Source organism: Gelidimonas diazotrophica (genome assembly GCF_055694025.1).
This window is the reverse complement of the sequence record NZ_CM146349.1, coordinates 247,181-259,612: the sequence shown is the minus strand read 5'-3', so window position 1 is coordinate 259,612 and position 12,432 is coordinate 247,181. Positions and strand designations below refer to the sequence as shown.

17 protein-coding genes are annotated in these 12,432 nt (G+C 50.0%); 3 read left to right on the top strand and 14 right to left on the bottom strand.

Annotated elements, in window-relative coordinates; all coding sequences use genetic code 11:
- Positions 1-132: 132 nt before the first annotated feature.
- The 3 genes from yihA to KGFNPO_RS01260 all read left to right on the top strand — a co-directional run bounded on the left by yihA (position 133) and on the right by KGFNPO_RS01260 (position 2,320).
- Entirely contained in the window at positions 133-852 is a 720-nt protein-coding gene (gene yihA / locus KGFNPO_RS01270; protein WP_472632728.1) for a ribosome biogenesis GTP-binding protein YihA/YsxC, read from the top strand.
- A gap of 285 nt (positions 853-1,137) precedes the next feature.
- The gene (gene hemB / locus KGFNPO_RS01265; RefSeq protein WP_472614381.1) at positions 1,138-2,151 is read left to right on the top strand and encodes a porphobilinogen synthase; all 1,014 of its coding nucleotides are present in this window, start codon (positions 1,138-1,140) and stop codon (positions 2,149-2,151) included.
- 28 nt (positions 2,152-2,179) lie between these two features.
- Positions 2,180-2,320, top strand: a complete 141-nt coding sequence (locus KGFNPO_RS01260) for a hypothetical protein (RefSeq protein ID WP_472632727.1) — start codon at positions 2,180-2,182, stop codon at positions 2,318-2,320.
- 168 nt (positions 2,321-2,488) lie between these two features.
- Here the strand turns inward: KGFNPO_RS01260 and dsbD are convergent, their stop codons facing one another.
- From dsbD to rpsE, 14 genes are all read right to left on the bottom strand, one after another.
- Complete coding sequence (gene dsbD, locus KGFNPO_RS01255) at positions 2,489-4,330, bottom strand: protein-disulfide reductase DsbD (RefSeq protein ID WP_472632726.1); 1,842 nt, start codon at positions 4,328-4,330, stop codon at positions 2,489-2,491.
- Positions 4,331-4,366: 36 nt separating this feature from the next.
- The gene (locus KGFNPO_RS01250; protein WP_472632725.1) at positions 4,367-5,152 is read right to left on the bottom strand and encodes an ABC transporter permease; all 786 of its coding nucleotides are present in this window, start codon (positions 5,150-5,152) and stop codon (positions 4,367-4,369) included.
- A 1-nt stretch (position 5,153) separates the two neighbouring features.
- Positions 5,154-6,086, bottom strand: coding sequence for an ATP-binding cassette domain-containing protein (locus tag KGFNPO_RS01245; RefSeq protein ID WP_472632724.1), 933 nt, complete (start codon positions 6,084-6,086; stop codon positions 5,154-5,156).
- A 163-nt stretch (positions 6,087-6,249) separates the two neighbouring features.
- Positions 6,250-6,645, bottom strand: a complete 396-nt coding sequence (gene rplQ / locus KGFNPO_RS01240; RefSeq protein WP_472614377.1) for a 50S ribosomal protein L17 — start codon at positions 6,643-6,645, stop codon at positions 6,250-6,252.
- Between the two features lie 151 nt (positions 6,646-6,796).
- On the bottom strand, positions 6,797-7,774 hold the full coding sequence (locus KGFNPO_RS01235; protein ID WP_472614376.1) for a DNA-directed RNA polymerase subunit alpha: 978 nt from the start codon (positions 7,772-7,774) through the stop codon (positions 6,797-6,799).
- Between the two features lie 108 nt (positions 7,775-7,882).
- Positions 7,883-8,506, bottom strand: coding sequence for a 30S ribosomal protein S4 (gene rpsD, locus KGFNPO_RS01230; protein ID WP_472614375.1), 624 nt, complete (start codon positions 8,504-8,506; stop codon positions 7,883-7,885).
- A 156-nt stretch (positions 8,507-8,662) separates the two neighbouring features.
- A complete protein-coding gene (gene rpsK, locus KGFNPO_RS01225; RefSeq protein ID WP_025917968.1) occupies positions 8,663-9,067 on the bottom strand; it encodes a 30S ribosomal protein S11 in 405 nt (134 codons plus the stop codon).
- A 43-nt stretch (positions 9,068-9,110) separates the two neighbouring features.
- Positions 9,111-9,476, bottom strand: a complete 366-nt coding sequence (gene rpsM / locus KGFNPO_RS01220; protein WP_472614374.1) for a 30S ribosomal protein S13 — start codon at positions 9,474-9,476, stop codon at positions 9,111-9,113.
- A gap of 27 nt (positions 9,477-9,503) precedes the next feature.
- Complete coding sequence (gene rpmJ / locus KGFNPO_RS01215; RefSeq protein ID WP_014004415.1) at positions 9,504-9,617, bottom strand: 50S ribosomal protein L36; 114 nt, start codon at positions 9,615-9,617, stop codon at positions 9,504-9,506.
- 43 nt (positions 9,618-9,660) lie between these two features.
- Positions 9,661-9,879, bottom strand: coding sequence for a translation initiation factor IF-1 (infA, locus tag KGFNPO_RS01210; RefSeq protein WP_472614373.1), 219 nt, complete (start codon positions 9,877-9,879; stop codon positions 9,661-9,663).
- Positions 9,880-9,919: 40 nt separating this feature from the next.
- Positions 9,920-11,236 (bottom strand): preprotein translocase subunit SecY, encoded by a 1,317-nt coding sequence (gene secY / locus KGFNPO_RS01205; RefSeq protein ID WP_472632722.1) that lies wholly within the window; start codon positions 11,234-11,236, stop codon positions 9,920-9,922.
- 26 nt (positions 11,237-11,262) lie between these two features.
- Entirely contained in the window at positions 11,263-11,694 is a 432-nt protein-coding gene (rplO, locus tag KGFNPO_RS01200; protein WP_472614371.1) for a 50S ribosomal protein L15, read from the bottom strand.
- A 29-nt stretch (positions 11,695-11,723) separates the two neighbouring features.
- A complete protein-coding gene (rpmD, locus tag KGFNPO_RS01195) occupies positions 11,724-11,903 on the bottom strand; it encodes a 50S ribosomal protein L30 (RefSeq protein WP_472614370.1) in 180 nt (59 codons plus the stop codon).
- 10 nt (positions 11,904-11,913) lie between these two features.
- Positions 11,914-12,432 (bottom strand): 30S ribosomal protein S5, encoded by a 519-nt coding sequence (gene rpsE, locus KGFNPO_RS01190; RefSeq protein ID WP_472614369.1) that lies wholly within the window; start codon positions 12,430-12,432, stop codon positions 11,914-11,916.

The window sequence follows — 12,432 nt, the reverse complement described above, 5'->3', positions numbered from 1 at the left end:
AATTGCTGCAGCTATTTTTGCAACTTCGGCATGCGACTTCGCTTATTTGCGGCGCAACCATACGTAACCCCTTATTGTACAATAGCTTTCTGGCGTTTTTGCCCATTTTAGCTGCATTTATTCATTAAACCTATGTCCATACTTTGGCAAGCCCGCTTCTTTACCACGGTAAATCATCTCCGTAATTTGCCGGATACCCACGTCCCGGAAGTCGCTTTTGCCGGCCGCTCCAACGCAGGCAAATCCACTGCCATCAATCTTTTGTGCAACCAGAAGAAATTGGCGTTCGCTTCCAAAACGCCGGGGCGCACCCAGCATATCAATTACTTTTCGATCGGCGGCGCCCGCGTCGGCCAGCATCGCAAGGATGAAACCATCGTCGACGAGATCCGCGCGCTGATGGTCGATCTGCCGGGTTACGGCTATGCGGAAGTTTCCGGTTCGGCCAAGCTGCACTGGCAGGAATTGCTCGGCGATTATGTGCGCAGGCGGGAGCAACTGGCGGCGCTGATACTCATCATGGATGCGCGCCGGCCGTTTACCGCGCTCGATACGCAGATGCTGGATTGGTTCGCCACCACCGGCAAACCGGTGCATTGCCTGCTGACCAAAGCCGACAAGCTCAATCGCAATGAATCGGCCAACGCGCTGCGCCTTACGCACTCCATTTTGGCAAGTTATGTTGACAGCGAAGGCAAGCCCTTTCCTTACACCGCCCAATTGTTTTCATCTCTGAAACGCATTGGCATGGAAGAGGCAGACCAGAAAATTATAGACTTGTGTGGTCTGACGGCAATCGCAAGTCCTGCGCAAATACCCGACGAGGCAGATCTTGCATCGCCTCAGGAATAATGAAATTATAAGGAGTATGATAGAAAAAGCATTGCTTTCCGCATGTTAAATGCGCGATTTAAAATATACCAATATGAGTATATATACAGCCATAAAAAATGGCGAAAAATAAAAAATCCCTGGAGAAAGGGGAATGATCTCCAGGGATAAAAGCCTTTTCGCGCATGGCGCGATACGGCACCCGCTCAGGGAGGAGAAGCGGGAGGCAAGCGAACCTGCCTGTTAATAAGATTACCTATCATGCAAAAAGTTCATTCAATTTCAACCACTTTTTCGGTCCATGCCATGAAACTTTTAACCACACCAATCCACTTTCCCGCCACTCGTATGCGCCGCATGCGCAAGGATGCTTTTTCGCGCAATATGATGCGCGAAAATTGTATTAGCGCATCCGACCTGATATATCCGGTCTTTGTCCTGGAAGGCACACAGCAACGCGAAGCGGTGGCTTCAATGCCGGGCGTGGAGCGACTCTCGGTCGATCTGCTGCTGGAAGTGGCGGAAGATTGCGTGGCGCTGGGGATTCCCGTGATGGCATTGTTTCCCGTCATCGAAGCGTCGCTGAAAACGCCGGACGGCAGCGAAGCAACCAATCCGAAAGGGCTGGTGCCGCGTGCGGTCAGGGAACTGAAGCGCCGCTTTCCGGAGCTCGGCATCCTGACCGATGTCGCACTCGACCCGTATACCAGCCACGGCCAGGACGGCCTGCTGGACGCCAACGGCTATGTTTTGAATGATGAAACCTGCGCGATGCTGACCAAGCAAGCGCTGACCCAGGCCGAGGCCGGAGTGGACATCGTGGCGCCGTCCGACATGATGGACGGCCGCATCGGCAGCATCCGCAGCGCGCTGGAAACCTACCGCCATATTCACACCCGCATCATGGCGTATTCGGCCAAATATGCGTCTGCTTTTTACGGCCCGTTTCGCGACGCGGTCGGTTCGTCCGGCAATCTGGGCAAAAGCGACAAGGCGACCTACCAGATGGACCCTGCCAATAGCGACGAAGCATTGCGCGAAGTCGCACTCGACTTGGCCGAAGGCGCCGACATGGTGATGGTCAAACCGGGCATGCCGTATCTGGACATCGTGCGGCGCGTCAAGGATGAATTCAAGGTCCCGACGTTCGCCTATCAGGTCAGCGGCGAATACGCGATGCTGAAAGCGGCGGCCCACAACGGCTGGCTGGAGCACGACAAGATCATGATGGAATCGATGATGGCCTTCAAACGCGCCGGCGCCGACGGCGTGCTGACCTATTTCGCGCGCGACATCGCCCGCCTGCTGAAACAGGCTTGAGCGACGCGCCGACCGCGCCTTTCAACTCATGCACCAACCCTCGGATATCTTTCTGATAACCGAGGGTCAGGTCACACGCATTAGCGCACTACCGGCGTCGCTGCCGCCGAAAAGCTTGCTCTGGCTAGATGTGACGCACCAGGAAGTGGCCGCAGACCTGGACGGCTGACGCAATGACGCACTAACTGACACCACAGAAGCGATTGCATCTCCCCGCCATCAAAATAACCTAAAGATATTTCAATATCATATAAATAGGGTGTATGCAGTAAAAACATACGTTTTACGCTTGTCCTTATTGCGACTCTAAAAATACTACACTGCAATAAAATTTATATTAAAGTACCAGCGCCAAGGAACGCGCAAATCGATCCGCATTCTGATAGCCGATCACACGTGCGCCTTGGATCTCCGCACCTTGCGCGGTAAAGAAGATTATGCCGGGCGGGCCGAACAGTTTGAAACGCTTGAGCAGCGCCTTGTCATCCGCATTGTTCGCCGTCACATCCACCTGCAGCAGCAACAGCGTGGCCATCTGCGCACGCACGCGCGAGTCGGTAAAGGTCAGCTTCTCCATTTCCTTGCAGGAAACGCACCAGTCGGCGTAAAAATCGAGCATCACAGTCTTGCCCTGCGTTGACGCCAGCACCGCATCGAGTTCCGCCACCGAGCGCACGCGGGTAAATTGCAGCGGTTGCTCGGCATTGCCGACCAAATGCGACAGCGGCGCCCAGGCACTACGGCCACCGCTGGCAACGCCCACCAGTTGCGCCAAACCGAATACCGCCAACACGAGGCCGGACGCAATCGAAAATCCACCGGTAAGCGGGCGCAACAAGAAGATGCCATAACCCAGGCCCAGTGTCGCCCAGCCCAGCATCACCAGCCATGCAGGCAGAACCGGCACCACCATCCACAACGCCAGCGCCAGCATCAGCACGCCGAAAAAGCGTTTCACCGTTTCCATCCATGCACCAGCTCGCGGCAACAGCGTGCCAGCAGAAACTCCGATCAGCAGCAGCGGCACGCTCATCCCTGCCGCCATCGCAAACAGAGCGCCGCCGCCGATCACCACATCGCGGGTCTGGCTGATATACACCAATGCACCGGCCAAGGGAGCTGCCACACAAGGCCCGACAATCAGGGCCGAAATGGCACCCATGACAAAGACCCCGAACAACTTGCCGGCGGACTGGTGCTCGGACGCCCGCATCAGACGCGATTGAATCACCGCGGGAACCTGCAATTGATAGACCCCAAACATCGACAGCGCCAGAGCCACCATTACCAGCGCAAAGATGCCAAGTACCCAGGGATTTTGCAAGGTGGCAGCCAAGCCTTCGCCGATCAAACCGGCGGTCACGCCAAGCGCGGTATACACAATAGCCATGCCGAGCGAGTATGCAACCGACAGAATAAAGGCGCGCGAACGGGGCACTTGGGCGCCCTCTCCCATGATGATCGACGACAGAATCGGCACCATCGGCAAGACGCAAGGGGTGAATGCCAGACCGAGGCCCAGCAGAAAGAATAACGGCAGGATCACCAGCAATTTACGGCTTTCCAGCGACGATTCGATACCGCCCATGCCACTATCCAGCCAGCCCGCAGCCGGAACCGCCTGCGTTGACGCTGCATTTATCTGGCTAGTCTGAACGTTGCTACTTGTATCACTCTGCACTAAAGTGCCCTGTATCGCCTCCACCGCAGCCAGCAAACCGCCGCTGCCCATCGGCGACAATTTTGCGACCGACTCCATCGGTGCGTAACATAATCCCAGGTCCGTGCAACCCTGCGAAATCACGGTGAGCACAAACGGTGCACTGGCCTGAACCGGGAGCGTAATCGTCACCTGCTTGCGATAACTTTCAACATCTTTCTCAAATGTCGTATCGTATTTAATGGTCCCACGCGGCAATTCAGGCGTACCCAAAGTAGCGCCCGCAGCCTTGAACTGGAACCGCTCGCGATACATGTAATAGCCATCGGCGATGGCAAAAGTCAGCACGATCGTTTTCGGGTCCTGCATCTTGGCGGCAAACTTGAAGGCCGCTTCCGGCTCCAGGAAATCTTCATTCGCGAATGCACGCGGCGACAAGATGCCCAGCAATGCAATTAACAGCATCCAGGCAAATGCAGATTGCTTGGATAATGGATTTAGGGATAAGCACTTCAACATTCAAATATTCCTTCTTTGCCGCATCAGAAAAGACGATTATTTCAGCAAGCGCCGTCGCGTCAGCACTGTCGCCAGATAAAATCCCACCACGCAATACGCCAGTAATAATGCCAAATCGCGCGCCGGCGTTGCAGGCCAGGCGCCGAGAATCAAGGGCCGCACCAGATTGACCGCAGCGCCCAGCGGCAGTACCCGCGAAACCAGTTGCAACCAGTCCGGTAATTGCGCAATCGGATAATACACTCCCGACAAAAACACCATCGGCGTGAGTACCATCGTAAAGTAATAGGTAAAAAAATCATATCCCCGCGCCAGCGCATTGACTACCAGCCCCATCGATGCAAATGTCATACCAATGAGAATCGACAAGGGCACCACCAGCGCTGTATGCGGGTTCTGGCCGATACCCAAAAACAGCAACACGCCCAGAATAACCAAGCCTGAAAACAAGGCTTTACTAGCGGCCCATAGCATCTCGGCCAGAATGATGTCATCCAGCCCCAGCGGTGCATTCAGCAAGGCGTCCCAGGTTTTTTGCACATGCATGCGCGAAAATGCTGAATACAGCGCCTCGAAAGAGGCTGCCATCATGATCGACATGCAGATCGTGCCTGAGCCGAGATAATTGATGTAAGGAATGCCTTCTATCTGTTTGAGCAAGCTTCCCAGTCCATAGCCAAAGGCCACCAAAGTAATCAATGGATCGGCGATATTGCCGAGAATGCTGGCGATGGCGAGCTTTTTCCAGACCAGGAAATTTCTTTGCCAGATAGACCGAAAACGCAGCGAAAACGAAGGTAATGCGTAGATTGAAGAATGCATCCTAATCCCGTATTTCTCTACCGGTCAGTTTTAGAAACAAATCTTCCAAATTTGCCGGACGATGTACAAAACGAACATCCGTTGTCGCATGCAAACTGGTCAGCAATTGTTGCGCGTCATTGGTATAACAAAAAACCGTTTCACCGCTTATCTCGATCCGGACCGATTGATGGCGCCCCAGACTATCGCCCCATTGGCGGGCACCTTCGCCGTACACCTCGACCACTTCGGACTCAATATGCAGGGCAATCAAATTTCTGGGGGAACCTTCCGCAATCATCTTGCCATGATCGATCACCGCCAGACGATCACACAAACGTTCAGCCTCATCCATGAAATGGGTGGTTAATAGAATGGTTTTGCCCTGACTCACAAGCGTCTTCAGGCGCTCCCAAATCATGTGCCGCGCCTGCGGGTCCAGCCCCGTAGTCGGCTCATCCATGAAAATCAGGTCAGGATCATTGACCAGTGCGCGGGCCAGCATAAGGCGCCGTCTCATGCCGCCCGACAACGCCGCTATGCCCGCATTTTTTTTCGCAGTCAAGTTGGCGAACTCAAGCAGGGCGGGAATGCGTGTCTTGATGACCGCGTCAGGAATGCCAAAATAACGCCCGAAGACCAGCAGGTTTTCCGCCACAGTAAAGTCGGGATCGAGATTGTCTGACTGCGGCACTACTCCTACACGCAAACGGGCCTGCCGGGCATGCGATGGGATACTTTGTCCTGCCAGAGTAATTCGGCCGCTGTCGGGCGCTGTCAACCCAAGACATAAACGCAGCGTGGTTGTCTTGCCGGCGCCATTTGGCCCCAGCAATCCATAGCATTCGCCGCGCCGCAAGGAAAAACACAGCTTATCTACTACGACGCTTTTCAGATTACCTTTGCCATAAGATTTATGCAGGTTTTCCACAGTTAAAATGTCAGACTGCAGCATCCCATAGTTCCTTAGCGACATAATTGATAGACGCTATCCTACCGTCATTTTCCACTCAATCCGAGTTGTTCGATCAGCAAGGTCAAGATTGCGCGCCCCCAAACGAACAAAAACCAGGCTATGCCTGGCTTTTGATGATGAAGCGCTTTTAAAATGCAGCTACTTATTCCGCATCAGCAATCTCTACCGCTTCAGTTGTATCTGGACGGTCAAGCAATTCGATAAAGGCCATAGGCGCATTATCACCAACGCGGAAACCCATCTTCAGGATGCGCAGGTAGCCACCATTACGATTGGCATAACGCGGGCCCAACTCAGCAAACAGTTTCACTACCATTTCGCGGTCGCGCAGACGGTTAAATGCCAGGCGCTTGTTAGCCAGTGAATCTGTCTTACCCAAAGTAAGAATTGGTTCAATAACGCGGCGCAATTCCTTGGCTTTAGGCAGTGTTGTTTTAATCGCTTCATGACGCAGCAGAGATACTGTCATGTTGCGCAGCATAGCCAAACGATGTGAAGAAGTGCGATTGAGCTTGCGAAGACCGTGACGATGACGCATGGTAATTCCTTTCTAGTTAAGTTTGATCCCAGCTCTTCTATCGTAGTGACATTGATCCGCCACTACGCGGGCCGGTAAAATTAAGTGCGTAATTATACTAACAAGTCGTAAATAAATTAAATATTATTTACGTTAATTTTTACGTCAACTATTACTTTTCCAAACCGACAGGTGGCCAGTTTTCAAGTTTCATGCCCAAAGTCAAACCGCGCGAAGCGAGCACTTCCTTAATTTCATTCAAGGATTTGCGACCCAGATTCGGAGTTTTGAGCAGTTCATTTTCACTACGTTGTATCAGATCGCCAATATAGTAAATGTTTTCGGCTTTGAGGCAGTTGGCGGAACGCACTGTCAACTCCAGATCATCAACAGGACGCAGCAAAATCGGATCGACTGCAGGCGTACGTGATGGCGCTTCTGCAGCAGTTTCTGTGCCTTCCAGTGCGGCAAATACATTCAACTGCTCAACCAGTACTCGTGCAGATTGACGAATCGCTTCCTCAGGTGAAATTACACCATTGGTTTCAATATTGATGACTAATTTATCCAGATCCGTGCGCTGCTCAACGCGCGCCGATTCAACTGAATATGACACCCGACGCACTGGCGAGAAAGAGGCATCCAAAATGATTCGGCCAATTGTCTTATTTGTATCTTCGGCCAATCGACGAACGTTGCCAGGTACGTAGCCACGACCTTTTTCAATCTTGATCTGCATGTCCAGTTTGCCACCTGCAGTAAGATGCGCAATTTCGTGATCTGGGTTAATGAGTTCAACGTCGTGCGGCAAATCGATATCCGAAGCCAGAACAGCGCCTTCACCCTCTTTTTTAAGAGTCAGAGTGACTTCATCGCGGTTATGAACCTTGAATACAACCCCCTTCAAGTTCAGCAATAAATCAACAACGTCTTCCTGCACACCATCAAGGGAAGAATATTCATGCACAACACCCGCTATCGTTACTTCCGTTGGTGCAAAGCCAACCATGGAAGAAAGCAATACACGACGCAATGCATTGCCAAGTGTATGGCCGTAACCCCGCTCGAATGGCTCCATCACCACCTTGGCATGACTCGCACCCAAGGTTTCAACATCAATAATACGGGGCTTTAGTAAACTGTTTTGCATGAAATGACCTTTTCAATACCCTCGGCTCGTTACACCAATAAGGCTGATGGCACAATGAAGAATACCTACCGGTGAACCGGTAGGCGATAAATGCGACCAAATTGTTAATTAACGTGAGTACAGTTCGACGATCAAGGATTCATTGACATCTTTAGCGATATCGCTACGATCAGGAACGGACTTGAAAGTGCCTTCCATTTTTTTGCTATCGACAGAAACCCACAACGGCATGCCGATTTGCTCTGCCAGAGAAAGTGCTTCCAAAATGCGCACTTGCTTCTTGGATTTCTCACGTACAGCAATCACATCACCTGGCTTAACTTGATAAGAGGCGATATTAACAACGATATCATTTACCGTAAAAGCTTTATGGCTGACCAATTGGCGCGCTTCTGCGCGGGTAGAGCCAAAACCCATACGATACGCAACATTATCCAAGCGCGATTCGAGCAACGTTAGTAGACTCTCGCCGGTATTACCCTTACGACGGTCTGCTTCCGCAAAATAGCGACGGAACTGGCGTTCCAGAATACCGTACATGCGCTTAACTTTTTGCTTCTCGCGCAACTGATTGCCATAGTCAGAGGTGCGAGCGCCAGATTTGATGCCATGTTGACCAGGCTTCACATCCAGTTTGCATTTTGAATCCAATGAGCGACGAGCGCTCTTGAGGAACAGATCAGTGCCTTCACGACGTGAAAGCTTGGCTTTAGGTCCAATATAACGTGCCACGGAATTTCCTTTTAATTATTGACGCTCCAAAAGCATAATCGAACTTCGATTAGCCGAGCGCTAGTATGATTACTCTGCAATCACACGGTGGTCTTAAAAAAATACCGCCAAATTATTTGGCGGGTAATTGCATCTGCTTTAAAAATTAACAGCAGATTAAATGCGGCGACGCTTAGGTGGCCGGCATCCATTATGCGGCACGGGTGTCACATCTTGAATCTGAGTAATCTTAATCCCCAAATTATTCAATGCGCGCACTGCTGATTCGCGACCAGGACCAGGTCCCTTGATACGAACCTCCAGATTTTTAACGCCACATTCAACCGCCACCTTACCTGCAGCTTCAGCTGCTACCTGCGCCGCAAATGGCGTCGATTTACGCGAGCCTTTGAAACCGGCGCCACCAGAAGTAGCCCATGAAAGCGCATTGCCTTGGCGATCTGTAATAGTGATGATGGTGTTATTGAAAGAGGCATGCACATGTGCGATACCTTCAGCAACGTTTTTCTTAACCTTCTTGCGCACACGTGCTGCTGCGGCGCTATTCTGTGCTTTTGCCATAATAATTTCCTTGAATCCGAAGACTAATCAAGCTGACGCCGGATTATTTTTTCAGCGACTGAGCGGCTTTGCGCGGACCCTTGCGGGTACGAGCGTTGGTACGAGTACGCTGACCACGGCAAGGCAAGCCTTTGCGATGGCGCATACCACGATAACAACCAAGATCCATAAGGCGCTTGATGTTCATCGATATTTCACGACGCAGATCACCCTCAACGATAAATTTACCTATTTCGTCGCGAAGTTTTTCCAATTCGTTATCATCCAGATCCTTGACCTTTTTAGTCGTCAAGACACCTGTTTTATCACAAATTTTTTGTGCCCGTGGGCGACCCACACCATAAATAGCAGTTAAGCCGATGATAGTGTGCTGATGGTTTGGGATATTAACCCCTGCAATACGTGCCATTCGTTATTCCTCGATCAATAACGTTAATTAACCTTGGCGCTGTTTATGGCGCGGTTCTGTGCAAATAACACGAACAACGCCTTTGCGCTTAATAATCTTGCAATTGCGGCAGATCCGCTTGACTGATGCGAGAACTTTCATTTTTGCCCTCTTCTTTCACTTCTAGGTTCGATTGTCTTAAAAACTATTTTGTACGGAAAACAATCCGTGCCCTGCTTAGATCATATGGCGTCAACTCCACAGTCACCTTATCCCCCGGTAATATACGAATGTAATTCATGCGCATCTTGCCGGAAATATGACCTAGAACCACATGACCATTTTCTAATTTAACTCTAAATGTTGCATTTGGAAGATTTTCAAGAACTTCTCCCTGCAACTGTATAACATCATCTTTTGCCATTCGGTCTGCTCTTTCTAATGGGCGGTTATCTCTAAGGAATTCAGCCCTTGAAATTCGCTTTACGAAGCAACGATTCATATTGCTGAGACATGACGTAATTCTGTACCTGCGCCATAAAATCCATCGTTACTACAACAATGATCAATAGCGATGTACCACCAAAATAAAATGGCACTTTCCATCTTGCGATGAGAAATTCTGGCAATAAACACACAAGTGTTATATAGACAGCACCCGCCAGAGTCAATCTCATCAAGATTTTATCAATATAACGAGCAGTTTGATCGCCTGGTCTTATTCCTGGCACAAATGCACCGCTCTTTTTCAAGTTATCTGCTGTTTCCTTACTATTAAAAACCAGAGCAGTGTAAAAGAAGCAAAAGAATATAATTGCGCCTGAATACAATAACGCGTGGATTGGCTCGCCGGGCGCCATTGATGCCGCCAAATCTTTTAAAAAACGAACAAATCCGCTTGAAGTATCCCCAGACGTAAACCAACTGGTGATTGTAGCGGGAAACAAAATTATTGATGAAGCAAAAATTGGTGGGATTACACCCGCCATATTAAGTTTTAACGGCAAATGACTACTTTGCCCTCCATAAATTTTGTTACCAACTTGTCTCTTTGCATAATTGACCAAAATCTTGCGCTGCCCTTGTTCAATGAAGACAACCACAAAAGTGACACCAACTGCAACTAAACAAATAAATATTGCAGACAAAGCATTCATGGAGCCCGTACGAACCAACTCAAACAGGCCAGCAACTGCTCCTGGCAATCCTGCCGCTATACCGGCAAAAATAATTATCGAGATGCCATTACCCAAGCCGCGCTCAGTAATTTGCTCACCCAACCACATTAAAAACATTGTGCCTGTGAGCAGCGTTACCACAGAGGTGAACCTGAACGCCATGCCAGGATCAATTACTAACCCAGCTTGCGACTCAAGTGCAACTGCGATTCCCAAACCTTGAAAAAGGGCCAATACCAAGGTTCCGTAACGCGTATATTGTGTAATCTTGCGTCTACCTGACTCCCCCTCTTTCTTGAGAGCCTCTAACTGTGGCGACACAATCGCCATGAGTTGCATAATAATCGAGGCCGAAATATACGGCATGATACCAAGTGCAAATACGGTAAAGCGAGAAAGAGACCCCCCAGAAAACATATTAAACATACCAAGAATGCCACCCTGGTTTTGTTTAAATAGTTGCGCCAACTGGGTAGGATCAATGCCAGGAACTGGAATATGAGACCCAACACGGTAAACCACTAAGGCCGAAAGAAGAAACCAAAGACGGCCCCAGGGGAACCCTCCGGATGCTCCTTTAGCTATTGCTGGACTAGTCGCCAATATAATGCTCCGATTACTCCAACTACTTAAGCTACTGAGCCGCCAAGAGCTTCAATTGCAACTTTTGCACCCTTAGTCACAATTAAGCCTTTAGTGGTAATCTTTTTGGTAAGTTCACCGCAAAAAATTACTCTGACTACTTTTGCTAGCTGTCCAATTACACCAGCCTGTTTTAACGATAACATGTCAATTTCAGCTAATGGCAATGCTTCTAAATCAGATAATCGCACTTCGGCCTTAAATGGCGTAGCTGTAGATTTAAAACCACGTTTTGGCAGCCGTCTTTGAAGTGGCATTTGCCCCCCCTCAAAACCGACTTTATGGAATCCACCAGAGCGTGATTTTTGACCTTTATGCCCACGTCCGGAAGTTTTCCCAAGACCCGAACCAATACCGCGGCCAACACGACGCTTTGCGTGTTTCGCTCCATCGGCAGGTTGAATTGTATTTAATTCCATGATTTACTCCGTTCGTAAGGCTGCACGCCTTATGCAACAACTTTTACAAGATACGATACTTTGTTGATCATGCCACGCACAGATGGCGTGTCCTGCAACTCAGAAATCGAATTAATACGGCGTAAGCCAAGACCTCGCACTGTCGCACGGTGAGATTCACGCGTACCAATCAGGCCTTTGACTAATTGCACTTTTACTGTGTTTGTCATCAGAGTTTCCTTAGCCTAGGATTTCTTCAACTGACTTGCCGCGCTTGGCAGCAATTTCAGATGGCGTACTCATCTTAGCCAAGCCGTTAAGAGTTGCGCGAACTAAATTGTATGGATTGCTTGAGCCGTTAGACTTTGCCACAACGTTAGTTACGCCCATGACTTCAAAGATTGCGCGCATCGCACCGCCGGCGATAACACCAGTACCCTCTTTAGCCGGCGCCATAAGAACTTTGGATGCGCCATGCTTACCAGTAATAGTGTGCTGCAGCGTACCGTCTTTAAGGCTAACCTTGATCATATTCCGGCGCGCTTCTTCCATCGCCTTTTGAACAGCAACTGGCACTTCTTTCGATTTACCTTTGCCCATACCGATACGGCCATCGCCGTCACCCACTACTGTCAACGCAGCGAAACCCATGATACGACCACCCTTAACCACTTTAGTTACACGGTTAATCGCAATCATTTTTTCGCGCATGCCATCATCGGGCTTGTCGCTTTGCATTTTTGCCTGCATTTTTGCCAT